Annotated in this window: 23 protein-coding genes; 13 read left to right on the top strand and 10 right to left on the bottom strand. The window is 59.3% G+C overall.

From position 1 onward, the window contains the following. Positions 1-217: 217 nt before the first annotated feature. The 7 genes from ACQRBT_RS00800 to ACQRBT_RS00830 all read left to right on the top strand — a co-directional run bounded on the left by ACQRBT_RS00800 (position 218) and on the right by ACQRBT_RS00830 (position 7,830). On the top strand, positions 218-532 hold the full coding sequence (locus tag ACQRBT_RS00800; protein WP_161548841.1) for a DUF883 family protein: 315 nt from the start codon (positions 218-220) through the stop codon (positions 530-532). Positions 533-534: 2 nt separating this feature from the next. Next, entirely contained in the window at positions 535-921 is a 387-nt protein-coding gene (locus ACQRBT_RS00805; RefSeq protein ID WP_060753283.1) for a phage holin family protein, read from the top strand. Continuing rightward, positions 918-1,256: a hypothetical protein gene (locus tag ACQRBT_RS00810; RefSeq protein WP_060753282.1), complete on the top strand. Its 339-nt coding sequence runs from the start codon at positions 918-920 to the stop codon at positions 1,254-1,256. Before ACQRBT_RS00805 ends, ACQRBT_RS00810 begins: the two co-directional genes overlap by 4 nt. 160 nt (positions 1,257-1,416) lie before the next feature. Then, on the top strand, positions 1,417-2,748 hold the full coding sequence (locus tag ACQRBT_RS00815) for a deoxyguanosinetriphosphate triphosphohydrolase (protein ID WP_060753281.1): 1,332 nt from the start codon (positions 1,417-1,419) through the stop codon (positions 2,746-2,748). A 166-nt stretch (positions 2,749-2,914) separates the two neighbouring features. Then, positions 2,915-3,304: a response regulator gene (locus ACQRBT_RS00820; protein ID WP_060753280.1), complete on the top strand. Its 390-nt coding sequence runs from the start codon at positions 2,915-2,917 to the stop codon at positions 3,302-3,304. A gap of 255 nt (positions 3,305-3,559) precedes the next feature. Next, the gene (locus tag ACQRBT_RS00825) at positions 3,560-4,186 is read left to right on the top strand and encodes a response regulator transcription factor (protein ID WP_060753279.1); all 627 of its coding nucleotides are present in this window, start codon (positions 3,560-3,562) and stop codon (positions 4,184-4,186) included. A gap of 8 nt (positions 4,187-4,194) precedes the next feature. Then, positions 4,195-7,830, top strand: coding sequence for a transporter substrate-binding domain-containing protein (locus tag ACQRBT_RS00830; protein WP_412047172.1), 3,636 nt, complete (start codon positions 4,195-4,197; stop codon positions 7,828-7,830). Positions 7,831-7,976: 146 nt separating this feature from the next. On the opposite strand, the gene ACQRBT_RS00835 is transcribed toward ACQRBT_RS00830, so the two are convergent. Both ACQRBT_RS00835 and ACQRBT_RS00840 read right to left on the bottom strand, forming a co-directional pair. After that, a complete protein-coding gene (locus tag ACQRBT_RS00835) occupies positions 7,977-8,459 on the bottom strand; it encodes a GAF domain-containing protein (protein ID WP_244383985.1) in 483 nt (160 codons plus the stop codon). Next, positions 8,456-9,346, bottom strand: coding sequence for an ATP-binding protein (locus ACQRBT_RS00840; protein WP_090366008.1), 891 nt, complete (start codon positions 9,344-9,346; stop codon positions 8,456-8,458). Before ACQRBT_RS00840 ends, ACQRBT_RS00835 begins: the two co-directional genes overlap by 4 nt. A gap of 163 nt (positions 9,347-9,509) precedes the next feature. On the opposite strand from ACQRBT_RS00840, the gene ACQRBT_RS00845 reads away from it, so the two are divergent. Then, entirely contained in the window at positions 9,510-11,819 is a 2,310-nt protein-coding gene (locus ACQRBT_RS00845; protein WP_412047173.1) for a response regulator, read from the top strand. Here ACQRBT_RS00845 and ACQRBT_RS00850 read toward each other — a convergent pair. The 3 genes from ACQRBT_RS00850 to msrB all read right to left on the bottom strand — a co-directional run bounded on the left by ACQRBT_RS00850 (position 11,800) and on the right by msrB (position 13,355). Then, positions 11,800-12,264 carry a MarR family winged helix-turn-helix transcriptional regulator gene (locus ACQRBT_RS00850; RefSeq protein WP_090366009.1) on the bottom strand — a complete coding sequence of 155 codons (465 nt, stop codon included), beginning with the start codon at positions 12,262-12,264 and terminating at the stop codon, positions 11,800-11,802. The two genes, ACQRBT_RS00845 and ACQRBT_RS00850, sit on opposite strands and share 20 nt — an antisense overlap. Then, a complete protein-coding gene (locus ACQRBT_RS00855) occupies positions 12,261-12,746 on the bottom strand; it encodes a glutathione peroxidase (protein ID WP_060753273.1) in 486 nt (161 codons plus the stop codon). The genes ACQRBT_RS00850 and ACQRBT_RS00855 overlap by 4 nt, the downstream gene beginning before the upstream one ends. 216 nt (positions 12,747-12,962) lie before the next feature. After that, on the bottom strand, positions 12,963-13,355 hold the full coding sequence (msrB, locus tag ACQRBT_RS00860) for a peptide-methionine (R)-S-oxide reductase MsrB (RefSeq protein WP_060753272.1): 393 nt from the start codon (positions 13,353-13,355) through the stop codon (positions 12,963-12,965). A gap of 187 nt (positions 13,356-13,542) precedes the next feature. On the opposite strand from msrB, the gene ACQRBT_RS00865 reads away from it, so the two are divergent. After that, entirely contained in the window at positions 13,543-14,754 is a 1,212-nt protein-coding gene (locus tag ACQRBT_RS00865; protein WP_025857865.1) for a pyridoxal phosphate-dependent aminotransferase, read from the top strand. A gap of 304 nt (positions 14,755-15,058) precedes the next feature. After that, positions 15,059-15,946, top strand: coding sequence for a protease HtpX (gene htpX / locus ACQRBT_RS00870; protein WP_060753271.1), 888 nt, complete (start codon positions 15,059-15,061; stop codon positions 15,944-15,946). Positions 15,947-15,999: 53 nt separating this feature from the next. Here htpX and ACQRBT_RS00875 read toward each other — a convergent pair whose 3' ends face one another. Then, positions 16,000-16,656, bottom strand: coding sequence for a thiopurine S-methyltransferase (locus ACQRBT_RS00875; RefSeq protein WP_412047174.1), 657 nt, complete (start codon positions 16,654-16,656; stop codon positions 16,000-16,002). 102 nt (positions 16,657-16,758) lie between these two features. On the opposite strand from ACQRBT_RS00875, the gene ACQRBT_RS00880 reads away from it, so the two are divergent. Further along, complete coding sequence (locus ACQRBT_RS00880; protein ID WP_060753269.1) at positions 16,759-17,526, top strand: DODA-type extradiol aromatic ring-opening family dioxygenase; 768 nt, start codon at positions 16,759-16,761, stop codon at positions 17,524-17,526. Positions 17,527-17,596: 70 nt separating this feature from the next. Here the strand turns inward: ACQRBT_RS00880 and ACQRBT_RS00885 are convergent, their stop codons facing one another. Next, on the bottom strand, positions 17,597-19,270 hold the full coding sequence (locus ACQRBT_RS00885; protein ID WP_016972326.1) for a DEAD/DEAH box helicase: 1,674 nt from the start codon (positions 19,268-19,270) through the stop codon (positions 17,597-17,599). A gap of 423 nt (positions 19,271-19,693) precedes the next feature. Here ACQRBT_RS00885 and ACQRBT_RS00890 point away from each other — a divergent pair, with 423 nt between their 5' ends. After that, complete coding sequence (locus ACQRBT_RS00890) at positions 19,694-20,485, top strand: crotonase/enoyl-CoA hydratase family protein (RefSeq protein WP_412047175.1); 792 nt, start codon at positions 19,694-19,696, stop codon at positions 20,483-20,485. A 98-nt stretch (positions 20,486-20,583) separates the two neighbouring features. On the opposite strand, the gene ACQRBT_RS00895 is transcribed toward ACQRBT_RS00890, so the two are convergent. Further along, positions 20,584-21,339, bottom strand: a complete 756-nt coding sequence (locus tag ACQRBT_RS00895; protein WP_060753267.1) for a spermidine synthase — start codon at positions 21,337-21,339, stop codon at positions 20,584-20,586. Between the two features lie 122 nt (positions 21,340-21,461). On the opposite strand from ACQRBT_RS00895, the gene ACQRBT_RS00900 reads away from it, so the two are divergent. Next, positions 21,462-22,808, top strand: coding sequence for a class II 3-deoxy-7-phosphoheptulonate synthase (locus ACQRBT_RS00900; protein WP_060753326.1), 1,347 nt, complete (start codon positions 21,462-21,464; stop codon positions 22,806-22,808). Between the two features lie 113 nt (positions 22,809-22,921). Here ACQRBT_RS00900 and ACQRBT_RS00905 read toward each other — a convergent pair whose 3' ends face one another. Further along, positions 22,922-24,151: a winged helix-turn-helix domain-containing protein gene (locus tag ACQRBT_RS00905; protein ID WP_412047176.1), complete on the bottom strand. Its 1,230-nt coding sequence runs from the start codon at positions 24,149-24,151 to the stop codon at positions 22,922-22,924. Between the two features lie 45 nt (positions 24,152-24,196). Further along, positions 24,197-24,403, bottom strand: coding sequence for a DUF1127 domain-containing protein (locus tag ACQRBT_RS00910; RefSeq protein WP_060753265.1), 207 nt, complete (start codon positions 24,401-24,403; stop codon positions 24,197-24,199). Positions 24,404-24,443 lie beyond the last annotated feature (40 nt).

Genomic DNA, 24,443 nt, shown 5'->3' on the forward strand with positions numbered 1-24,443 from the left:
ACACAACAGGCCGTAACCGACAGGGTTTTTCCGCGAGTTTCAATTATTTAGGGTAAGGTTTTTCAAGGCTTTAGGCCCGACCGCCCGGATTCAGCGCAGCCCGTTGGGCCTGCGCACCAAGGCAAAGCAAAAGCTGTACCAGACAATTGCACTGAACCTTCACCGAACGCGGTGACTCGAAACCACACACACCGATCAGCCAATCACGGAGATACCCATGGCCAGACGCACTGCAAAGACTGCTCAAGAAATACTGATGGCGGATTTTCAAACCCTGGTCAGTGACACCGAAAAGTTGCTGGACGACACCGCCGTACTGGCCGGTGACCAGGCCGACGAGCTGCGTACCAAGATCCATGAGAGCCTGCTCAAGGCTCGCGAAACCCTGCAACTGACCGAAGACTCCCTGCGTGAGCGTGGCCAGGCAGCGGTTGCCGCCACCGAGGATTACGTACAGGCCAACCCTTGGCAGTCGGTCGGCATCGCCGCTGGCGTGGGCTTTCTGATCGGCCTGCTGGCCACAAGGCGCTAATCATGTCTATCGGCGAAACCGAGTCGTCCAAGGGCGCAAGCTCAACCTCTCGACGCCTGGGCGCGGCCGTTCTGGGCTTGCTGCACAGCCACGTCGAGCTGTTTGGCATCGAACTGCAGGAACAGAAGTCGCGCACCGTCAGCCTATTGCTGTTTGCCGGGCTCTCGCTGGTGTTTGCCTTGCTGTTATTGGTGGGGTTGTCGGCACTGGTGATGATTCTGGTATGGGACACCTACCGTATCACCGGGATCATCAGCCTCTGCGGGTTTTACATCCTGGCCGCGGCATTCTGCGGGTTGCGCTTGAAAGCGGCGATATTCGACGAGTCCACGCCCTTCCACGCGACCCTGGAAGAGCTGGCCAATGACCGGGAGCGCCTGCTGCCATGAGCCTGACTGAAATCCCGCCATCCACCTCACGCCGGGAAATGCGCAAGGCGTTGATTCGCCTGCGCATGGAAATGCACCGCCAGGAGATCCGCCACGAGTCGCAACAACTCATGGCGCCCCTGCACAAAATGCGCGACATGCGCCATAACTGGCAAGACAGTCTGGGCATCAAGCATGCGCCGCTATGGGGCGTTGCGGCAGTGACGTTGCTGGGCTTTTTTACCGGCAAAGGTGCCAAGGGCGGCAGTATCAGCAGTGTGACGCGCCTGGTGCGCTTGGGCGCCGGCTTGATCCCACTGATCAAGCTGGCCATGCAAGGCGCGCGCAAAGGCTGAACCCATACGCTGCCTGTTGCCTCGACAGAACCGGCCTGGCCCTTATCAGAACAGGGCCGGGCCTTTTTTCGCCCGCGCATCTGCCGGTAGATTTTCGCTTGCCCAGGCCACGCCGAACCGGGAAGCTGGGCGCATCCTTCACCAACGGAGAGTACCCGCCTTGGATTGGCCTACCCTGCTGACTCGCGAACGCCTCGGAAAACCCCTGCACAGCCCGGAAGAACTGGGCCGTAGCCCATTTCACAAAGATCACGACCGCATTATCTTCTCGGGTGCTTTCCGGCGCCTGGGCCGCAAGACCCAAGTGCATCCGGTGTCGAGCAACGACCATATCCATACGCGCCTGACGCATTCCCTGGAAGTCAGTTGCGTTGGCCGCTCCCTCGGCATGCGCGTCGGCGAGACCCTGCGCAGCGCCCTGCCCGACTGGTGCGACCCGAGCGACCTGGGCATGGTGGTGCAATCGGCTTGCCTGGCCCATGACATCGGTAACCCGCCCTTCGGGCATTCCGGTGAAGATGCCATTCGCCATTGGTTTCAGCAGGCTGCGGGCCGTGGCTGGCTGGATGGCATGAGCCCTGCCGAACGTAATGACTTCCTCAATTTCGAAGGCAATGCCCAGGGTTTTCGAGTGCTGACCCAACTGGAGTACCACCAGTTCGACGGTGGCACGCGGCTGACATACGCCACCTTGGGCACCTACCTGAAATATCCCTGGACCGCGCGTCACGCCGACTCCCTGGGCTACAAGAAACACAAGTTCGGCTGTTACCAGAGCGAACTGCCAATTCTGGAGCAGATCGCCCACAAACTCGGGCTGCCCCAACTGGAAGAACAACGCTGGGCGCGTCATCCGTTGGTTTACCTGATGGAAGCCGCGGACGACATCTGCTACGCGCTGATCGACCTGGAAGACGGGCTGGAGATGGAGCTGCTGGAATACGCCGAGGTCGAATCGCTGCTGCTCAACCTGGTCGGCGATGACCTGCCGCAGACGTATCGCCAATTGGGCCCGCTGGACTCGCGCCGGCGCAAATTGGCCATCTTGCGCGGCAAGGCGATCGAGCACCTGACCAACGCGGCGGCACAGGCATTTGTCGAACAGCAGGACGCCTTGCTGGCCGGCACCCTGCCCGGCGACCTGGTGGAGCATATGCATGGGCCTGCCAAGCGTTGTGTACTGGATGCCAAAGACATGGCGCGCAAGAAAATTTTCCAGGACAAGCGCAAGACCCTGCATGAAATCGGCGCCTACACCACCCTGGAAATCCTGTTGAATGCGTTTTGCGGTGCCGCCCTGGAACAACATGGCGGGCGTACGCCGTCGTTCAAGAACCGACGCATTCTCGACTTGCTGGGCAATAGCGCACCGGACCCCGCCTGGCCGTTGCATGCCTCGTTCCTGCGCATGATCGACTTTATCGCCGGCATGACTGACAGCTACGCTACCGAAATGGCGCGAGAGATGACCGGCCGCTCCAGCCCCCAATAACCCTCGGATCCCGCAGCCTGTTCCCTGAACAGAATTAACCTACAAAGGGAACAGAGCGGCCTGATCGAATTCGTACAGGCACCCGAAGAATAATCACGCACGCTCCTCGCGGGCGTCGCAAACAATTCCTACATTCCACCGACGCTTGACCCACTGTGTGCTCTCTATGCCCAGACACTCTCTTCGTATTCTTGTGGTGGAAGATCATCCCTTTCAACTCCTGGCCACCCAATGCCTGCTCAGAAGCTTCGGTTTCGATCAACTCACACCCGTAGAAAACGCCGAACAGGCCATCCGCACAATGACCCAGTCCGAACGACCTTTCGACCTGATGCTGTGTGACCAATGCCTGCCTGACTTACCCGGCCTCGAATTGATAGAAATAGCCAGCCGCGGCCGTTTTATCAGTGCTGCGATTCTGCTCAGCGGGTTACCTGCCACCGAATTGATCAACCTCGCTCTACAAGCTGCGCAGCGAAGCCTGCCACTGTGGGGATATTTACCCAAGCCGTTAAATAAAGAAGAACTTGAAAAGCTAATAACATCCAATCGATAAATGTAGGACATTAAACATCTCGACTGGTGAAAAGCGACTCTAAGCGCATCGTAAATTCCCAGCCACTTCCCGTCACCGCTTTCGCGCCCAAAACTCTGTCCGTTTCATTTCACAACTACCCTGTAGCTGGTAGGCATATGCCTTTTTTTATGTAGGACTTTTCTTGTTTTATGTCTAGGCCGTCGGCGTCGATCCTCCTCACTCATCTTCTGAGCTAATGTGCCCGCTTTATTTGCATCGGCGCGGAGCGTGACCATGAATACAGTTTTTATTATCGACGACCATCCGGTTATACGATTGGCCATTAGAATGTTACTTGAACATGAAGGTTACAAAGTCGTTGGCGAAACAGACAATGGCTGCGATGCCATCCAAATGGTCCGTGAATGCCTCCCGGATCTGGTTATTCTCGATATCAGCATCCCCAAACTTGATGGCCTCGAAGTACTCTGCCGATTCAACGCCATGAATACTTCGATGAAAACCCTGGTGCTCACGGCCCAGTGCCCGACCTTGTTTGCAACACGCTGCATGCGTTCGGGCGCTGAAGGCTATGTATGCAAGGAAGGTGACCTCAGCGAGCTGCTGAGCGCGATCCGTGCAGTACTCTCCGGTTACAACTATTTCCCCAGCCAGGCACTGAATGGCAACGGCAGCGAAGGCGTTGAGGTGGAGGAGTTGGAATTATTCAAAACCGTCAACGACCGGGAGTTGATGGTATTACAACTTTTTGCACAAGGACGCACTAATAAAGAAATAGCCAAAGGCATGTTCCTGAGCAATAAAACCGTCAGCACTTATAAAAAGCGGCTCATGCAGAAGCTCAAAGCCAAATCCTTGGTAGAACTCATCGAGATGGCAAAACGAAACGCGCTAGTGTGAGAAAGCGGATGCCCAGCCGTATAAAGGACTATCTGATTGTATTATGTGCCGGCTTGTGCTTCAGCACCGTTGCGCTCGCACAATATCAACCCGACCCGGAACATTTCACCTTATTAAGTCGTGCAGGAAGCGTTCAACTGGACATTCAATTGGACAGAGCACAACGCCAGTGGCTACAGAACAAACGCGAGCTGGTACTGGGCACTTCCGCACCCGACTACCCGCCCTTCGACCTCACTTCCAGCGGCCATGACTATGAAGGCCTCACCGCCGATTATGCGGGGCTGCTGGCCAAGGCACTCGCCTTGCCGGTCAGGGTCGTGCGCTACCCTTCCCGCAAGGCATCCATTCAAGCCCTGGAGGCGGGTGACATTGATCTACTGGGCTCCTCCAACGGCTTTGAAGCCGCGAACCCAAAGCTGATCCTGTCCGCACCCTACGCCGTGGACCAGCCGGTGCTGGTCACCCGTGAGGGTGAAACCCGCAGCCTCAACGATGGCTTGGCGGGGCTTCGCCTGAGCCTTGTCTATCATTACCTGCCCCTGAGTGAAGTGGAAAAGCTGTACCCCAACGCGATCATTCGCGCCTATCCCTCTTATCAAAATGCCTTGAATGCGGTGGCCTTCGACCAAGCGGATGTGTTTCTGGGCGACACCATTTCCACCCATTACATGATCAACAAGGGCTATCTGAAAAATATCCACATGGCTAACTTCGGCAAACATGAGGCCTTTGGTTTCAGCTTTGCACTGCGCCAGGACCAACACATCCTGTTGAGCATTATCGACTCGGTACTGGCCGCCGTGCCTACCAACGAACGGGACAACATAGCCAAGCGCTGGAGTGCCGGTAGCGACATCCTGCTGACCGACAAAAAACTGCAACTGACCCAACGTGAAGAGCGCTGGCTGAAACAGCACCCCGTGGTAAAGGTCATCGTGAACGAAACCTTTGCACCGCTCACGTTCTTCGATGCAGACGGCAACTTCCGCGGCATCACTGCCGACCTCCTGGAGTTGATTCGCCTGCGCACCGGCCTGCGTTTCGTGATCCAGAACGGCCGCGACGTCAACGACATGATCGAGCAGGTCGCCACCGGCAAAGTGGATATGATCGGCGCCATCGTTCCGAGCAACGAAAGGGAAGCGCAGCTCAACTTCAGTCGGCCCTACCTGGAAAACTCCTACGTACTGCTGACACGCAAGGAGCCCGGTGCTCCGCTGAGCCTGGAGCAGATGGCCGGAAAACGCCTGGCCATCACCCAGGGCAACCCACTGGCCGGTACCTTGGGCAAGGACTTCCCACAGATTCACCTGGTGGAGACCAGCGACACGTTCAAGGCTTCGGAACTGCTTGCACAAGGCCATGTGGACGGCGCCGTGAACTCGCTGGTCATCGCCAACTACTTCCTCTCCTCGCAGGTCTTCCAGGACAAACTGCAGATCAGCAGCACTATCGGGACGGTCCCCGCCACGTTTGCCCTGGCCACATCACGCCATGCGACCGAACTGAGTTCGATCCTCGACAAGGCACTGCTCAGTATCGCCCCGGATGAAATGGGCGTGATCAACAGCCGCTGGCGTGGCTATACCGCCGCGTCCGACAGCTATTGGCGCAACTACCATCAATTGATTGCCCGGATCGTTATCGGCACCGGGCTGCTGCTGTTGATCTCCTTGACCTGGAACGCCTACATGCGTCGCCAGATCAAGCATCGGCAAATGGCCGAGCGCGCCCTCAACGACCAGTTCGAGTTCATGCGTGCGCTGGTCAATGAAACCCCACACCCGATCTACGTACGTGATCGCAACGGTTTGTTGCAGACCTGCAACGACAGTTACCTGCAGGTGTTCGACGTCAAACGCGAAGACGTCATCGGCAAAAGCGCGGTCCAGATGAGCATGGCCCTTGAGTCGGAGGCGGCGCAGTATCACGCCGATTATCAACGCGTCGTGGCCGAAGGTAACCCGCTGATCCTGGACCGCACCCTGCACATCCACGACAAGAAACTGACCATCTACCACTGGATCCTGCCGTACCGCGATTCCACCGGCGAAGTCCAAGGCATCATCGGTGGCTGGATCGACATCAGTGAAAGGCGCCAACTGCTTGATGAGTTGCGCGCTGCCAAGGAGCGCGCCGATGAAGCCAACCGTGCCAAAAGCACGTTCCTTGCCACCATGAGCCATGAGATCCGTACACCGATGAATGCCGTGATCGGTATGCTCGAACTGACACTCAAGCGCGCCGATCAAGGGCATCTTGATCGACCGGCCATTGAAGTGGCCTACAACTCGGCCAAGGACCTGCTGGAACTGATCGGCGATATTCTGGACATCGCACGCATTGAGTCCGGGCGTCTGAGCCTCGCCCCGGAACGTGTCAACCTGCGGGAAGTGATCGAGTCCGTCGTACGCGTATTCGATGGGCTTGCACGCCAGAAAACCCTCAGCCTGTTGCTGGAGTTCAAACCCGACCTGAACGACATCGAGGTCCAGATTGACCCACTGCGCTTCAAGCAAGTGCTGTCCAACCTGGTGAGCAATGCGATCAAGTTTACCGAGCGTGGGCAGGTGAAGATCAAAGTTGAGGTGTTGCCGACTCAAGCACTGGAACAAATCGAGCTCAAACTGGTGGTGGAAGACACCGGCATCGGGATCAGCAGGGACGACCAGTTGCGTTTGTTCGAACCCTTCGCCCAAGCGGACAACTCCGGACACCTGGCCAGGAGCGGCGCAGGGCTGGGGCTGGTGATCTGTCGTAGCTTGTGCGCGATGATGGGCGGCCAGCTAAGCCTGAGCAGCGTGCCCATGGTCGGCACCCAGGTGCACGTCAACCTGAAGATGCCTCGCCTGCACACGCAGAACCAGGTCGGTGAACTGATACCGGTCGCGGCCGCCCCGACCCCGGTGCTCAATGTGCTGGTGGTGGACGACCATCCGGCCAATCGCTTGCTGATGTGTCAGCAGCTGGGCTACCTGGGCCACCAGTTCACCGCGGCCGAGCACGGTGCGGCCGGTTTCCAGGCGTGGCGCCAGGAACATTTCGACCTGGTGATCGCCGACTGCAACATGCCCATCATGAACGGCTACGAGTTGAGCCGCTCGATCCGTGAATACGAGCAACGCGAACAACGGCCGCCCTGCGTGGTATTGGGCTTTACCGCCAATGCACAACCCGAGGAACGGCAACGGTGCGTGCAGGCCGGTATGAACGACTGCCTGTTCAAACCCATCAGCCTCACGGTGTTGGAGCGACAACTGGCACACATCGCCCCACAACCGGCGAGCCCGTGCCTGGACCTGGCGTGCCTGGAGGCCCTGACCGGCGGCGATACGCAATTGAGTCGGCGCTTGCTGGAGGAACTGCTAAATAGCAGCCGGCACGACCGCCAGGAACTCATGGGCATGCTGGCTCGACAAGCCCCGCACCAGGACATCATCGAGCAAGCCCACAAAATCAAAGGAGCCGCCCGCATCGTCCAAGCCCACTCATTGGCGGGGCAATGCGAAACACTGGAACAAGCCTGCTCTCGCAGCGAAGATCGTCCCGTGATCGACGCCGGCATCAAAGCCCTGGAAAAGCTGATGCTGGAATTGGAAAGAATGCTGCAAACGCAACTGCATGACCTGGATCGCCAATAAGAGGCAGGGGTCAGTCAAGCTGTAGGAGCGAGCTTGCTCGCGAAAAAACGTCAACGATAACGCGTTTTTCCTGGATCAACGCGGCGCCTGTGAGTTTTTCGCGAGCAAGCTCGCTCCTACACAAAGCCTTACCCTGGCATCTTTGTTCAGCAATCCGTCAAACGTAGGAAAATCGCCGCCAGCTGTTCAATCCCGACCTGGTCCTCGGGCGTAAAGCGCGCCAGCGAGGGGCTGTCGAGGTCGAGGACACCAATCAACCGGTTGTTCTTGATCAACGGCACCACCAACTCGCTGTTGGAAGCGCTATCGCACGCAATGTGCCCAGGGAACGCGTGCACATCCTCCACCCGCTGGGTTTGCCGCGAAGCCGCAGCCGCACCACACACGCCACGACCGAACGGAATCCGCACACAGGCGATCTGCCCCTGAAATGGTCCGAGCACCAGCTCTTCGTTACGGTTGAGGTAGAAACCTGCCCAGTTTAGATCATCCAGCTGGTTGAACAGGAACGCGGAAAACTGCGCACTGTTGGCGATGAAATCACGCTCATCCGCCAACAGCGACTCCAGCTGCGCGCAAAGCATGGCGTAGCCATCAAGGCCGGTACCGGCCTGTTGTAAATCGATCATGGTTGACGTTCCAGCAATTTGAGACCCACCCAATAACGGGCGAATTGATAGGCACACCGGCCGTTGCGGTTGCCGCGACCGGTAGCCCAGCGCACGGCGAGGATATCGAGGGCCTCATCGCGTTGCCACTGCAAACCGGCTTTATTGGCCAGCTCGCCGATCCAGTGCTCCACCACATCCAGAAAGTGCTCCTGGGTAAAGGGGTAAAACGATAGCCACAAGCCAAAACGGTCAGACAAGGCAATCTTGTCCTCGACGGCCTCGCTGGGGTGCAACTCACCGTCCACGCGCTTCCAGTTGTCGTTATCACTCTGGTTTTCCGGCACCAGATGGCGACGGTTCGACGTGGCATACAGCAACACATTGTCCGGTGCCTGCTCCAGCGAACCGTCAAGTACGCTTTTGAGCACACGGTAATCACTTTCACCGGCTTCGAACGACAGGTCATCGCAGAACAGAATGAAGCGTTGCGGCAGCTTGAGCAGTTGCTCGACGACACGTGGCAGGTCGGCCAAGTGATCGCGCTCGATTTCGATCAGGCGCAAACCCGCCTTGGCGTGCTGGGCCAGCAGCGCGCGCACCATGGACGATTTGCCGGTGCCACGCGAACCCCAGAGCAACGCATGGTTGGCGGGCAGGCCCTCGATAAATTGCTGGGTGTTGCGGGCCAGTTGCTCACGCTGCCGGTCAACGCCGATCAGATCGGACAGGCGCATATCCAGGCTGACGTCCAGCGGCAACAGGAAGCCGCTGCGGCCTTCGCGCTGCCAGCGGGCCGCCAGGCACTGGTTCCAGTCAATAGCTTGGCGTGGGGCGGGCAACAAGGGTTCCAGGCGTGCGAGCACCGCATCGGCCCGCTCTAGAAAGGCATTCAATCGAGAATCCACGATTATTCCTCTGGAAAGTTCCTGCAAAAGATGGCGTATTGGCAACCCTGCGGCAGACCGCACGAGGCTGCGTAAAAAACGATTTATGCCGGGTAAGCCAGAGCCTGTGGATGTTCAGCTATGCTTGCCGGGCGAAGGGAAACGTGAAGTGGTTCAACACTCGATGGATATCAAGTTCGCCCACCGCTTGTCTTATAAACAAGCCAGATTGACTGTGCTGGTCGGTTTCGTCTTGGGAACCCTGCTCAGTCTGATCCAAATCGGTATTGATTATGCCAGCGAAGACGCATCCATCAACCGTGAAATACGTTCGCTGATTGAAATCAGCCATAACCCCGCGTCACGTATTGCCTACAACATTGATGCCGAACTCGCCCAGGAGTTGACCCTGGGCCTGCTGCAGTCCCCTGCCATCACTCATGCGCAATTGATCGACAACAATGGCGTGGTCCTGGCAGACGTGGTGCGTGCGCCCAAGGAAAGCAGCTACCGGCCCCTCAGTGATTTTCTGTTCGGCGCCAACCGTCAGTTTGAAGATCGCTTGTTCCTCAGCCATATGCCCAATGATTCGCTTGGGGTGCTGCGGCTGGACGTCGACACCTACGCCTTCGGCAGCCGTTTCCTGCATCGCGCCGAAATCACCCTGCTCAACGGATTTGCCCGCAGCCTGCTGCTGACCGGAATACTGCTGGCGTTGTTCTACGTCATGTTGACCCAGCCGCTGGTGCGCATTATCCGTGCCTTGAGCACCAGTAAGCAGACCCATCTGGACTGCCCGCCGGGGCACGAAAACGACGAAATCGGCGTGCTGGTCAACGTCGCCAACCAGCAGTTCGAAAACATGCAGACCGAAATCCAGCAGCGCCGCCACGCTGAAGACCGGCTGACTGAATACCTCGGGCAACTGGAAGATATTGTCTCGGCGCGCACCCTCGAGCTAAAAGCCAGTAACCAGCGCCTGATTCAATCCAATGATGAACTGGAAGCGGCAAAAATGACCGCCCTGGGCATGGCCCAGGCACGGGCGGCATTCCTGGCCAACATGAGCCACGAAATCCGCACGCCGCTGAACGGCCTGCTGGGGATGATCGCACTGTCACTGGACAGCCCATTGAACGCCGAACAGCGCCAGCAACTGTCCATCGCCCATGACTCGGGCAAAGTGCTGGTGGAATTGCTCAACGATATCCTCGACCTGTCCAAGTTCGACGCCGGTCAGCTGGAGCTTGAGCACATCCCGTTCGACCTCGGTTCACTGGTGGAGGACACCGCAAACCTGCTGTCGCAGAACGCAGCTCCCAGTGTCGAACTGACGTGCCTGATCGACCCACAGTTCCCCGCCCAGGTCATTGGCGACCCGACCCGCGTACGCCAAATCGTCAGCAACCTGCTCTCCAACGCGTTGAAGTTCACCCGCTTCGGCCGGGTCGATGTACGCCTGCGCGCTCAAGCCGACCGGGTCAGCATCGAAGTGTGCGACACGGGCATCGGCATCGCCCAGGAAGCGCAGGCGAAGATCTTCCAGCCGTTCACTCAGGCCGGTGCCGGTATCACCCGTCAGTTCGGCGGCACTGGCCTGGGCCTGGCGCTGACCTACAACTTGTGCGAAGCGATGAAGGGCCGGCTGACGATCAGTTCGGAGGTCGGGTTTGGCAGCCAGTTCTGCGCCGACCTGCCGTTGCCTACGCATTTGCCGGCCGCCCAGGTTGCCCCGCTGACGGGCGAAGTCATTGCCATCACCAACGCGGGCAGCGGCCTGACGGAACTGCTCACCACCCTGCTCCCCCATTGGGGGCTGACACCGCGCTGCTATTCCCAGGACGATGACTTGAGGGGGCAAACGCCGGACCTGCTGATCACGGATTGCCCCGAGTGCCTGTTCCGCCTGCGCCCGGCGATCAGCGCACCGATTCTGGTAGTGACCGCCTATGGCAACTTCATGCCCAGTGAAGAAGTGGCGGCCCTTGCGCCATTGCAGCAACAGGCACGCCCGTTGAGCCGCAACGCGTTGTACCAGATATTGCAACGTAACCTGCACAGCGACTCGCCGTTGATCCTCGACCCGGTGCAGATAGAAGCCGCCCCCCTTGCCCACCGCGCGTACATCCTGCTGGTGGAGGACAATCCGGTCAATCAACTGGTAGCCAAGGGCATGCTCAACAAATTGGGGTGCAAGGTCATCGTCGCCGCCCATGGTGGCGAAGCGCTCAAGCTGCTTGAAGACCAGCGCTTCGACATGGTGCTGATGGACTGCAACATGCCGGTGATGGACGGCTACGAGGCGAGTCGGCAAATTCGTCGCAGCGGGCGTTGGCCGGACCTGCCCATCGTCGCGTTGACGGCCAACGCGATGTCTGAAGAACGCGAGCGTTGCCGGGCGGCGGGGATGAATGATTATCTGGCCAAGCCGTTTCGCCGTGAAGAACTCAATGCGTTGCTGGACCTCTGGGTGCCTAAGACGACAACCCTTTGACCTGCGCCAGCAACTGGTCCAGGCCATTGCGCAGGGCGTCAGCCTGATTCAGGTCGATGCCACTGTCGCACAGTAACCGGGTCTTCAAACCCTGAGTCCGGTCGCGCAATTGCACGCCGGCCTCGCTCAGGCTCAGGTGCACTTCGCGCTCATCCTTGGCGCTGCGCTGACGCCTCACCAGTGCAAGCTGCTCAAGCCGCTTGAGCAACGGCGTCAACGTGCCCGAATCCAGCATCAGCCGTTCCCCTAACGCCTTGACCGTGGGTTGCGCCGGTGCAGCGTCGTGCCATTCCCACAACACCAGCATCACCACGTATTGCGGATAGGTCAGGCCCAACTGATCCAGCATCGGCTTATAGGCCCGGGTGACCGCGCGCGAGGCGGCGTAGAGCTTGAAACACAACTGGTTGTCCAGGGCGAGGGATACGCCAGGCAGATCGGTCATTTGAGCAGCGCTTCGATCTCTTGGGTCAGGTCCTCAGGCTTGGTGGTCGGGGCAAAACGCTTGACCACCTGACCGTTGCGACCGACGAGGAACTTGGTGAAGTTCCACTTGATGCCCTTGGAACCCAGCAGCCCCGGTGCCTGTTTTTTCAACTGAACAAACAAAGGGTGAGCATCGCTGCCATTGACGTCGATCTTCTTGAACAGCGGGAAACTGACGCCGAAGTTCAGCTCGCAAAACTCGGAGATTGCCCCTTCATTGCCAGGTTCCTGCTTGCCGAACTGGTTGCAGGGAAAACCCAGCACCACCAGACCCCGGTCTTTGTACTGCTGCCAGAGTTGCTCCAACCCTTTGTACTGCGGCGTGAAACCGCATTTGCTGGCGGTATTGACCACCAGGATGGCTTTGCCGGCGAAATCGGCCAAGGTCTTTTGCTCACCCTTGATGGTGGTGCAAGGAATACTCAGCAAGTTGTCGCTCATGGCAGTGCCTCGGATAAGGGGAAGAAGCAAAAAGATAGTGGGTAATTCAATTGTGTGCAATTTAATTACCGGGATTGATGGCGCGTTATCAGCCTCGACTCAGGCCAAATGTGGGAGCGGGCTTGCTCGCGAAAGCGGTCTATCAGCTGACATATCTACTGACTGACACGCCGTATTCGCGAGCAAGCCCGCACACAATTGAAGGTCGTTGCCGGTCTAACGCGGTACCAGGTCCAGGCACACCGAATTGATGCAGTAACGCAGGCCGGTCGGCGGTGGGCCGTCCGGGAACACATGACCCAGATGGGCATCACACTTGGCGCAGGTGACTTCGGTACGGATCATGCCGTGGCTCACATCGCGGATCTCGATCATCGCGCTGTCGGCAATCGGCGCGTAGAAACTCGGCCAGCCGCATCCCGAATCAAATTTCGTGGTGGAGTCGAACAGCGGCTCATTGCAGCAGACGCAGTGGTACACGCCGTCGGTCTTGGTGCCATTGTATTTGCCGCTGAAAGGTCGCTCGGTGCCCTTGAGACGGCACACGTTGTACTGCTCCGGATCGAGCATCGCCTTCCACTCATCAACGGTTTTCTGCAACTTTTCCATCGGTACACCTCGGCAACTGAAAAACCCTGATCTGTGTCTTTTCCATGGATCAGGCGGCACGTATGATTGCGCCTCTTCAAAACGCCAGTCTGGCACCCACGCTACCGGCATTCAAACGTATTTATCGGATTCACAGTACGGTAGTGTCCACACCGTCTGGATCGTTCATTTTCAGGATCACATCGCCATGCAGGTCAGCAAATCGAACAAGCTCGCCAACGTCTGCTACGACATTCGCGGCCCGGTGCTCAAGCACGCCAAGCGCCTGGAAGAGGAAGGCCATCGCATCCTCAAGCTGAACATCGGCAACCCGGCGCCCTTTGGTTTCGAAGCGCCGGACGAAATTCTCCAGGATGTGATCCGCAACCTGCCGACCGCCCAGGGCTACAGTGACTCCAAGGGTCTGTTCAGCGCACGTAAAGCCGTGATGCAGTACTACCAGCAGAAGCAGGTCGAAGGTGTCGGCATCGAAGACATCTACCTGGGCAACGGGGTGTCCGAGCTGATCGTGATGTCCATGCAGGCCCTGCTCAACAATGGCGACGAAGTCCTGGTGCCGGCGCCGGATTATCCGCTGTGGACCGCCGCCGTGACCCTCGCCGGTGGCCACCCGGTGCACTATCTGTGCGACGAAGGCGCCGACTGGTTCCCGGACCTGGCCGACATCAAGGCCAAGATCACCCCGAACACCAAGGCTCTGGTGATCATCAACCCGAACAACCCCACCGGTGCCGTGTACTCCAGGGAAGTGCTGCTGGGCATGCTTGAACTGGCGCGCCAACACAACCTGGTGGTGTTTTCCGACGAGATCTACGACAAGATCCTCTACGACGACGCCGTGCACGTGTGCACCGCCTCCCTGGCACCGGACCTGTTGTGCCTGACCTTCAACGGTTTGTCCAAGTCCTACCGCGTCGCCGGTTTCCGCTCTGGCTGGATCGCCATCTCGGGCCCCAAGCACAACGCCCAGAGCTACATCGAAGGCATCGACATGCTGGCCAACATGCGCCTGTGTGCCAACGTGCCGAGCCAGCACGCGATCCAGACCGCCCTTGGCGGGTATCAGAGCATCAATGACCTCGTGCTGCCCCAGGGCCGCCTGCTGGAGCAACGCAACCGTACCTGGGAGCTGCTCAACGCGATTCCTGGCGTCAGTTGCGTGAAACCCATGGGAGCGTTGTATGCCTTCCCGAGGATCGACCCGAAAGTGTGCCCGATCCTCAACGACGAGAAGTTCGTGCTCGACCTGCTGCTGTCGGAAAAGCTGCTGGTGGTCCAGGGCACCGCGTTCAACTGGCCATGGCCGGATCACTTCCGGGTAGTGACCCTGCCGCGCGTGGATGACCTGGACATGGCCATTGGTCGCATCGGCAACTTCCTCAAGTCCTATCGCCAGTAATGGATCTATCGCTGTACGGCCCTCATTCGGTCGTACAGCGAGCATCTGGCAACACTTCTCTGCCCTGCTTCTCCGTCCTCCCTGTGGTTGCCCCCACTAATCGGCAAGCCCCCTATAATTACGGGACGGCAGGGTAAAAGTGGGGTGATGAAGGCAAGCTTGGTGGGTCAGAAAATCCTTTCAAGGCTCTACGTTCAGGCTGTAGGACACAGTTTGAAATAGTCGCTCGGTTGAATCACCCCATCCCGCACCTTATATACCCCGCAGTACGCGACATATTAAGCCTGAGGAGAACTCTACAACCATGATGCGCATCCTGCTGTTTTTGGCCACTAACCTGGCGGTCGTGCTGATTGCCAGCATCACCCTGAGCCTGTTCGGCTTCAACGGGTTCATGGCGGCCAACGGGGTTGACCTGAACCTCAATCAGCTGCTGGTTTTCTGTGCGGTCTTTGGTTTCGCCGGCTCGCTGTTCTCGCTGTTCATCTCCAAGTGGATGGCGAAGATGAGCACCAGCACCCAGGTCATCACCCAGCCACGCACCCGACATGAGCAATGGTTGTTGCAGACCGTTGAGCAACTGTCCCGTGACGCCGGTATCAAGATGCCCGAGGTAGGCATTTTCCCGGCTTATGAGGCCAACGCATTCGCCACCGGCTGGAACAAGAACGACGCGCTCGTCGCGGTGAGCCAGGGCATGCTGGAACGCTTCTCATACGACGAAGTGAAAGCGGTGCTGGCCCACGAGATCGGCCATGTGGCCAACGGTGACATGGTCACCCTGGCATTGGTACAAGGGGTAGTGAACACCTTCGTCATGTTCTTTGCGCGAATCATCGGCAACTTTGTCGACAAGGTGATCTTCAAGAACGAAGAAGGCCGCGGTATCGCCTATTACGTGGCGACCATCTTTGCCGAACTGGTACTGGGCTTCCTGGCCAGCGCAATCACCATGTGGTTCTCGCGCAAACGGGAATTCCGTGCAGACGAAGCCGGTGCCCGCCTGGCCGGCACCGGGGCAATGATCGCAGCGCTGCAACACCTGCGCTCCGAGCAGGGCTTGCCGGTACACATGCCGGACAGCCTGACCGCATTCGGCATCAACGGCGGCATCAAACAGGGCATGGCTCGCCTGTTCATGAGCCACCCACCGTTGGAAGAGCGGATCGACGCATTGCGCCGTCGCGGCTGATTCCCGGTAACGCAAAAGGGGCGATTATATCGCCCCTTTTTTTTGACCGTGGTTTATACCCTGGTTAACCGATAAGCGCGCTCTTCAAGGCGAGTGACGCCATCCTGCACAAACTTCCAGCTTTCACCCAGGATGTCCTGCTCCTGCAACACCTCCAGCGTCCACCGCTCACCCAATAGCTCGTGCACTTCCTCGTCAGTCACCGCAAACGGCGGCCCGGCTTTTTGCATCTGCTCGTAATCCAGAGTGATCAACAGCCCCTGGCAACCTGGCCGCAACAGCGTATTCAGATGCTCGGCGTACTGCACACGCATCAACGGCGGCAACGCGATCAAGGCGGCGCGGTCATAGAGCGCAGTGCAATCAGCCAACGGCTCAGCGCCCAAGGCAAAAAAATCACCACACCAGATTTCGATCAGACCCGCCTGATACACCTTGAACACCCCCCGCTCGCTGATTCGCGGGGTCAGGTTCTGCTCGCTGAAAAACGCTTCGACCGCCTGCTCCGACAGCTCCACACCCAACACCCGCAACCCTTGGCTGGCCAGCCACATCAAGTCCAGGCTCTTGCCACACAGCGGCACCAGCACCTTGGAGCCTTCAGCGACGGACAATAGCGGCCAGTGTCGTTGCAGATAAGGGTTGACTTGCGGCAGGTGAAAGCCAATCTGATTGCGCGCCCAGCGTTCCCGCCAAAATTTGGGTTCCATGAATCACCCTGAAAATTCGATCAAAAGGGGTTAAAACTTATATTAGATTTAGATCAATGATCTGATTGAAGATGGGCCATGTTAACGCTCAGGACCCGACTTATGCTCCCTAGCCTGTTTATTTCTCATGGATCTCCCATGCTTGCCCTGCAACCCGGCGCCAGCGGCCCGGCACTCCAACGCCTTGCCGCCGAACTGCCACGGCCGAAGGCGATTGTAGTGGTGTCGGCGCATTGGGAAAGCGACCAGTTGCTGGTCAGCGGCAGCGCTGCCCCGCAAACCTGGCATGACTTCGGCGGTTTCCCACGTGAGCTGTTTGCCGTGCAGTATCCTGCGCCCGGCAACCCGCAATTGGCTGGCCGGATCGTCGAACTGCTGCATGCCGATGGTCTGGATGCGCGCATTGATGAGCGCCGCCCCTTTGACCACGGGACATGGGTGCCTTTGTCGCTGATGTACCCGGCGGCGGATATCCCGGTGGTCCAGGTGTCCCTGCCCAGCCGCATGGGGCCTGCCCTGCAAACCCGGGTCGGACATGCCCTCGCCGAGCTGCGTGAACAGGGCATCTTGCTGATCGGCTCCGGCAGCATCACCCATAACCTGGGTGAACTGGACTGGCATGCGGGGCCGCAGAGCATCGAACCATGGGCGCGGGACTTCCGTGACTGGGTGGTGGACAAGCTTGCCGCCGACGATGAAGCGGCCTTGCATGATTACCGTCGCCAGGCACCGAATGCGGTACGCAGCCATCCCAGTGATGAACACCTGCTGCCGCTGTACTTTGCGCGCGGCGCCGGAGGGACATTCAGCGTGGCACACCAGGGCTTCACTATGGGAGCACTGGGCATGGACATCTATCGCTTCGGTTAACCGCCGGGCAAAAAAAATCCCCGAACCAGTCGGGGATTTTTTAGGTGCGATCAATCAACCCAAGGGCGGATCAATCTTCGCGGTAGCGACGCAGTTTGAGCTGCTTGCCGGCAACGCGTGTGTCTTTCAGCTTGGCCAGCAGTTTTTCCAGGCCGTCTTCCGGCAGCTCCACCAGGGAGAAGCTGTCACGCACCTGGATACGACCGATGGCTTCACGTGCCAGGCCACCCTCGTTGAGGATAGCGCCCAGCAGGTTCTTGGCAGCGATACCGTCACGCGCACCCAGCGCGGTACGGCAACGAGCACGGCCTTCAGCCAATGGCACCGGAGCACGACGCTCACGATCACCACGGTCTGGACGGTCACCGGAACGCTCTGGACGATCACCGCGTGGGGCGCTGTTCGGCACCAGTGGGCGTTCTTTCTCGATGGCCGCCAGGGTCAGGGCCTGACCGTTGGTGGCTTTACGCAGCAGGGCTGCAGCCAGGGCGCGCGGGGTGCAACCGATATCGGCGGTCAGGCGGTCCAGCAGGTCGCCATGGGTCGATTCAGCGTCAGCCACCAGCGGCGACAGGCTGTTGGTCAGCTTCTTGATGCGAGCATCCAGAACTGCCTGGGCATCCGGCAGGCGGACTTCGGCAACTTTCTGACCGGTTACGCGCTCGATGACTTGCAGCATGCGGCGCTCACGTGGAGTCACCAGCAGCAGTGCACGGCCTTCGCGACCCGCACGGCCGGTACGGCCGATACGGTGAACGTAGGACTCCGGATCGTACGGCATGTCAACGTTGAACACGTGAGTGATGCGTGGAACGTCGAGACCACGAGCCGCCACGTCGGTTGCGACAACGATGTCCAGGCGACCATCCTTGAGGGAGTCGATGACGCGCTCACGTTGGTTCTGGGCGATGTCACCGTTCAGCGCAGCGGCCTTGTAGCCTTTGGCTTCCAGGGCACTGGCCAGGTCCAGGGTCGCTTGCTTGGTGCGTACGAACATGATCAGGGCATCGAAGTCTTCGACTTCCAGCAGGCTCAATACAGCCGAGGTCTTCTGGTCGGCGTGAACCAACAGGTGAGCCTGTTCGATCGCGGTAACGGTCTGAGTCTTGGTCTGGATCTTGACGTGCTCAGGATCGCGCAGGTGGCGTTCGGCAATGGCACGGATCGACTGTGGCAGGGTGGCCGAGAACAGTACGGTCTGACGAGTCGGTGGCAGAGCCTTGAAGATGACTTCCAGGTCATCCATGAAGCCCAGCTTCAGCATTTCGTCAGCTTCGTCGAGAACCAGGTGGTTCACGGTCGACAGGACTTTTTCGTCACGACGCAGGTGGTCGCACAGACGGCCCGGAGTGGCGACAACGATCTGTGCGCCATTACGGATTGCCTTGAGTTGTGGGCCCATGGGCGCGCCGCCGTAAACGGCCACAACGGTTACGCCCGGCATTTGCTTGGCGTAGGTTTCAAAGGCGGTTGCTACTTGCAGCGCCAACTCACGGGTTGGCGCCAGGATCAGGGCTTGCGGTTCGCGCTTGGCAGGATCGATGCATTGCAGGATAGGCAGGGCGAAGGCAGCGGTTTTACCGGTACCGGTTTGCGCCTGGCCAATCATGTCTTTGCCGGCCATGATGATCGGGATCGATTGCTGCTGAATCGCCGAAGGCTCTTCGTAGCCGGTCGCTGCGACGGCTGCAAGAATATTCGGGTTAAGATTAAAAGCGGCGAAGCCGCCGGTTTCCTGGGTCATGGGTCTGCCTCTAAGTGCATCCGCAAAGACCCATGCTCCAAAGCTGCGCATGCCGTGTTGAGACTCAAGAGTCGCCCTGGCTGCTTTGTCGGCGGGGATTTGCGAAAACGAATGAATGAAAAAGATTCGTCAAGGAAGAGTCCGCTGTGCGGACGTGCAGCCGAAGCTGACTTCGGGGAATTGCGCTACCTAAACGCGGCCCGGTTAAAGGCCGGCGCGCACTATACCGGAAATAGCTGAAAAAGGGAGCTTTTTTTATCGCAAAGCACTGATAAACCGTGCTGTATCACAGCCTTTGCAGAGAAGAGCGGCAAGGTCTATTTTTCAAAGGCCCGGCCCTGTTGGTCAAAACACTTAAACGGTTCACCTGCCGATTGAGACCCTTTGGTCTGAAACCCTTCCCTACGCCCGAGGGCACCCCCGATGAATCAAGCCAGCAGCAGCCGCGTCAGCCGTGCACTCCAGGGCCATGTCCTGCTACTGGGCCTGGACCGGGTGGCCAAACGCAATGCCTTTGACCTCGATCTGCTCAATGCGCTGAGCCTGGCGTATGGCGAATTTGATCGAAATGATGACGCACGGGTAGCGGTGGTATTTGCCCATGGCGACCACTTCACCGCCGGGCTGGACCTGGCCAATGTCAGCGCCGTGATGGCCGGCGGTTGGCAGCCGCCACTGGGGGGTTGCGATCCCTGGGGAGTGTTCGCCGGCCCCCGCGTAAACAAACCGGTGATCGTCGCGGCGCAGGGCTACTGCCTGACCCTCGGGATCGAATTGATGCTCGCGGCGGATATCAATCTGTGCGCCAGCAACACGCGTTTTGCGCAGATGGAGGTCCAACGCGGGATCTTTCCATTTGGCGGCGCGACACTACGCTTTCATCAAGTCGCCGGCTGGGGCAATGCGATGCGCTGGCTGCTCACCGGCGACGAGTTCGACGCCCACGAAGCCCTGCGCCTGGGGCTGGTTCAGGAGGTGATGGCCAGCGAAGACCTGCTACCACGCGCCATCGAACTCGCCAACCGGATTGCGCGCCAGGCGCCGCTCGGCGTGCAGGCCACGTTGATGTCGGCACGCATGGCGCGCAATGAGGGCGAGACCGCCGCGGCCGCCGCGCTGCCACCCATGGTGGAGAAGTTGCTCAACAGTGAAGATGCCAAGGAAGGAGTCCGGGCGATGATCGAGAAGCGTCCGGGGGTGTTCAAGGGTATTTGAATTGGCTGGGCCCGCCATCGGAACAAGCCCCCTCCCCCATTTGCAATGAGTTCCAAGTGTGGGAGGGGGCTTGCCCCCGATGGCGCCGGCACAGCCAACTAAGTCGCCGGCCGAATCACCTTGATCAGCGACTGCAACGAATAACCCAGGCGCGGCGCCAATGCTTCGGCACGGGCCGAGAGTGCATCCAGGTCCAGTTCCTGATCCAGCTCGGAAGGCACCAGCAAAATCACATTGCCCTCCTTTACCGGCAGCTCCCAGTAATGCCGGTGGTACAACCCACGCAGCAACGCCGCGCCCAGTGGCTTGCCATCGTCCGTGGCCCATTGGTTGATCACCAGCCAACCGCCAGGGTTGAGTTTCTTCTGGCAGTCTTCCAGGAACGTCCAGGCCAGGTGCCCGACACCCGGGCCGACATCGGTGTACAGGTCGACGAAAATCAGGTCGGCCGACTCGGCACTGCCAAGCAATTGCAGGGCGTCGCCAATGCGGATGTACAACCGCGGGTCATCGTCCAACCCCAGATATTCAATCGCCAGGCGCGGCACATCCGGGCGCAGCTCAATGGCCTCAACGTCTTCCAGCGGCAGGAACTTGAGGCACGCCTGGGTCAGCGTACCGGCGCCCAGGCCGAGAAACAGCGCACTCTCCGGCTGTTCATGGCACAACGCGCCAATGAGCATGGCACGGGTATAGTCGTACTCCAGCCAGCTCGGGTCGGCGGTGAATACGCAGCTTTGCTCGATGGCATCACCAAACTCGAGAAATCGGTAATCGGCCACTTCGAGCACGCGGATCATGCCGAAATCATCATGGACTTCGGCCAACAGGTGCTCGACACGCTCCTCGCTCATCACGACTCCTAATGGGTTTGCCGCTCGGCAAAGGCGCGATTGTCGGCCAAGCGGCAGCAGCAGGTCACGCACTAATTGCTGATAACATCCGCTCTACCGACAACCCAACCAACGAGTTCATGATGAGCCAACCCTGGAGTCCCGACAGCTGGCGCACAATGCCGATCCAGCAACAACCCCAGTACCCGGATGCAGCCCACTTGCTGCAAGTGGAACAAAACCTGGCGAGCTACCCGCCGCTGGTATTTGCCGGGGAAGCCCGTGAACTGCGCCGTCAGTTCGCCGAAGTGACCCAGGGCCGCGCCTTCCTGTTGCAAGGCGGCGACTGCGCCGAGAGCTTTGCCGAATTTTCCGCCGCCAAAATCCGCGACACCTTCAAGGTGCTGCTGCAGATGGCAATCGTGATGACCTTTGCCGCCGGCTGCCCGGTGGTGAAGGTTGGGCGCATGGCCGGCCAGTTCGCCAAGCCGCGTTCGGCCAACGATGAAACCATCGACGGCATCACCCTGCCCGCGTACCGCGGCGATATCGTCAACGGGATCGGCTTCGACGAAAAAAGCCGCGTGCCGGACCCCGACCGTCTGTTGCAGTCCTATCACCAGTCCACGGCCACCTTGAACCTGCTGCGCGCCTTCGCCCAGGGCGGGTTCGCCGACCTGCACCAGGTACACAAGTGGAACCTGGACTTCATCGCCAACTCCGCCCTGGCCGAGAAATACAGCCAGTTGGCCGACCGCATCGATGAAACCCTGGCCTTCATGCGCGCCTGCGGCATGGACAGCTCGCCGCAATTGCGCGAAACCAGCTTCTTCACCGCCCACGAAGCCCTGCTGCTCAACTACGAACAAGCCTTCGTACGCCGCGACAGCCTGACCAACGACTATTACGATTGTTCGGCCCACATGCTGTGGATCGGCGACCGCACCCGTCAGTTGGACGGCGCCCATGTCGAATTCCTGCGCGGGGTGAACAACCCGATCGGGGTCAAGGTCGGCCCGAGCATGAACCCGGACGACCTGATCCGCTTGATCGATATCCTCAACCCGGACAACGACCCCGGCCGCCTCAACCTGATTGCCCGCATGGGCGCCAACAAGGTCGGTGATCATCTGCCCGACCTGATTCGCGCCGTGCAGCGCGAAGGCAAGCAGGTGCTGTGGAGCTCCGACCCGATGCACGGCAACACCATCAAGGCCAGCAGCGGCTACAAGACCCGCGACTTTGCGCAGATCCTCAGTGAAGTGAAGGAGTTTTTCCAGGTTCACCAGGCCGAAGGCAGTTATGCCGGCGGGATTCATATCGAAATGACCGGGCAGAACGTCACCGAATGCATCGGCGGTGCACGACCGATCACCGAAGATGGTTTGTCGGATCGTTATCACACCCACTGCGACCCGCGGATGAATGCCGATCAGTCGCTGGAGCTGGCGTTTTTGATTGCTGAAACATTGAAGCAGGTCAAGCGCTGAGGTTTGAGCCGCCTGCACTGACGCCATCGCGAGCAAGCCCGCTGCCACATTTGCCCACGTACTTCCTTTGGAACGCGGTCGAGTGTGGGAGCGGGCTTGCTCGCGAAGAGGCCCTAAAGACCACCCTCCCCATAAAGCATCGCTCGCCGCAAGCGGTCGGCACTCGGTCTCTGGCAATTTAGCTGCACCTGCTCCAGCCCGAGCCAGTCGGCCATTTGGCGCAAATTAAGCGCCAGCGCCAACATCCCCTGCTCATCCAAGCCCGGCTCTTGCTCGTGCACCGCATGCACAGCCAACTGACCGTTAGCGCGCTCAGCGCGCAGATCCACGCGCGCCGCTATCCGCTCGTGATGCAGAAACGGCAGCACGTAGTAGCCATATACGCGCTTGTCTTGCGGGGTGTAGATCTCCAGTCGATAACGGAAATCAAACAATCGCTCGGTACGGCTGCGCTCCCAGATCAGCGAATCGAAGGGCGACAGCAATGCACTCGCCGCCACCTTGCGCGGCACTTTCGGCTCGGGCAGGCAATACGCCGCAGCCTTCCAGCCTTGTACGCGGCAGGTCAGTAACTGCCCTTCTTCAACCAACTCCGCCAGGCGCTTGCGACTGTCGGCAGGGTCCAGGCGAAAGTAGTCGCGCAAGTCCTTTTCAGTGGCCACTCCCAACGCCGTCGCGCTGTGCAACAACAAGCTGCGCTGGGCTTGCGCCTCATCCACCGAGGCGCGAAGCATTTCGCCGGGGATCACCCGCTCCGGCAAATCATAGAGCCGCTCAAAACCACGCCGCCCCGCAACCGTGACCAGGCCTGCGGCAAACAGCCATTCCAGCGCGTGTTTTTCCTCACTCCAGTCCCACCAGGGCCCAGCGCGCTCCTCGCGGGTCGACAAACTGCCCGCCCCCAACGCGCCTCGTTGCTCGACGGTGCGCAGGACGCGCTGGATAGTGGCCTGTTGCTCGCGCCCGAAACGCGCCATCTGCGCATAGATACCCTGCCCCTGCCTGGCCCGCTCCATGCGCCAGCGCAGCAGCGGGTACAGCGCCATAGGCAGCAACGATGCTTCATGCCCCCAGTATTCGAATAACGAACGACGGCGCCCCTGGCTCCAGGCGGCCTGCTCGAGTATCGATGGCGAGTAATTGCCCAGACGGGAAAACAGCGGCAGGTAATGGGAGCGCACCAGCGCGTTGACCGAATCGATCTGCAACACACCCAGACGCTCGATCAAGCGGTTGAGGTGTGTTGCCTTGATCAGGGCTGGCGCCTGGCGCCCGGAAAAACCCTGGGCAGCCAGCGCCATGCGTCGAGCTTGCTTGAGTGAGAAAGACAGGTCGACGGGCATGGGAATCTCCATGGGAACTCGCCCACCACCCTACTGCATCCTGGCTCACTTTCGCAGGGGGTCCTGCCAAAAGTGCAAGTGCCGCTCCTGCTCCACATCGGCACGATTGAGCCCGATGTCCTTGAGCGCGTCGTCACTCAGGCTCGCCAGCATCTGACGCTCGTGATACAGCGTCTGCCAGCGCGCCAGGGCATGCAACAGCCCGGAAAACGGACGCTTCGCCATCAACACAAAACCGGTTTGACCTTTCATCTTTTCGCCCTCCTGTGGGGATGACGAAAGTGTGTGCCAG

It is taken from the genome of Pseudomonas sp. R19M (genome assembly GCF_050312585.1).
Classification (GTDB): Bacteria; Pseudomonadota; Gammaproteobacteria; order Pseudomonadales; family Pseudomonadaceae; genus Aquipseudomonas; species Aquipseudomonas palleroniana.

Coding starts and splice junctions, on each gene's coding strand:
- ACQRBT_RS00895 (WP_060753267.1), bottom strand. CDS start 21,339: ATGAGCGAGGAGCGTGTCGAGCACCTGTTGGCCGAAGTCCATGATGAT.
- ACQRBT_RS00910 (WP_060753265.1), bottom strand. CDS start 24,403: ATGAAAGGTCAAACCGGTTTTGTGTTGATGGCGAAGCGTCCGTTTTCC.
- ACQRBT_RS00855 (WP_060753273.1), bottom strand. CDS start 12,746: ATGAGCGACAACTTGCTGAGTATTCCTTGCACCACCATCAAGGGTGAG.
- ACQRBT_RS00880 (WP_060753269.1), top strand. CDS start 16,759: ATGCTCCCTAGCCTGTTTATTTCTCATGGATCTCCCATGCTTGCCCTG.
- ACQRBT_RS00865 (WP_025857865.1), top strand. CDS start 13,543: ATGCAGGTCAGCAAATCGAACAAGCTCGCCAACGTCTGCTACGACATT.
- ACQRBT_RS00830 (WP_412047172.1), top strand. CDS start 4,195: ATGCCCAGCCGTATAAAGGACTATCTGATTGTATTATGTGCCGGCTTG.
- ACQRBT_RS00890 (WP_412047175.1), top strand. CDS start 19,694: ATGAATCAAGCCAGCAGCAGCCGCGTCAGCCGTGCACTCCAGGGCCAT.
- ACQRBT_RS00835 (WP_244383985.1), bottom strand. CDS start 8,459: ATGATCGATTTACAACAGGCCGGTACCGGCCTTGATGGCTACGCCATG.
- ACQRBT_RS00825 (WP_060753279.1), top strand. CDS start 3,560: ATGAATACAGTTTTTATTATCGACGACCATCCGGTTATACGATTGGCC.
- ACQRBT_RS00905 (WP_412047176.1), bottom strand. CDS start 24,151: ATGCCCGTCGACCTGTCTTTCTCACTCAAGCAAGCTCGACGCATGGCG.
- ACQRBT_RS00820 (WP_060753280.1), top strand. CDS start 2,915: ATGCCCAGACACTCTCTTCGTATTCTTGTGGTGGAAGATCATCCCTTT.
- ACQRBT_RS00810 (WP_060753282.1), top strand. CDS start 918: ATGAGCCTGACTGAAATCCCGCCATCCACCTCACGCCGGGAAATGCGC.
- ACQRBT_RS00845 (WP_412047173.1), top strand. CDS start 9,510: ATGGATATCAAGTTCGCCCACCGCTTGTCTTATAAACAAGCCAGATTG.
- ACQRBT_RS00850 (WP_090366009.1), bottom strand. CDS start 12,264: ATGACCGATCTGCCTGGCGTATCCCTCGCCCTGGACAACCAGTTGTGT.
- ACQRBT_RS00885 (WP_016972326.1), bottom strand. CDS start 19,270: ATGACCCAGGAAACCGGCGGCTTCGCCGCTTTTAATCTTAACCCGAAT.
- htpX (WP_060753271.1), top strand. CDS start 15,059: ATGATGCGCATCCTGCTGTTTTTGGCCACTAACCTGGCGGTCGTGCTG.
- ACQRBT_RS00805 (WP_060753283.1), top strand. CDS start 535: ATGTCTATCGGCGAAACCGAGTCGTCCAAGGGCGCAAGCTCAACCTCT.
- ACQRBT_RS00800 (WP_161548841.1), top strand. CDS start 218: ATGGCCAGACGCACTGCAAAGACTGCTCAAGAAATACTGATGGCGGAT.
- ACQRBT_RS00875 (WP_412047174.1), bottom strand. CDS start 16,656: ATGGAACCCAAATTTTGGCGGGAACGCTGGGCGCGCAATCAGATTGGC.
- msrB (WP_060753272.1), bottom strand. CDS start 13,355: ATGGAAAAGTTGCAGAAAACCGTTGATGAGTGGAAGGCGATGCTCGAT.
- ACQRBT_RS00900 (WP_060753326.1), top strand. CDS start 21,462: ATGAGCCAACCCTGGAGTCCCGACAGCTGGCGCACAATGCCGATCCAG.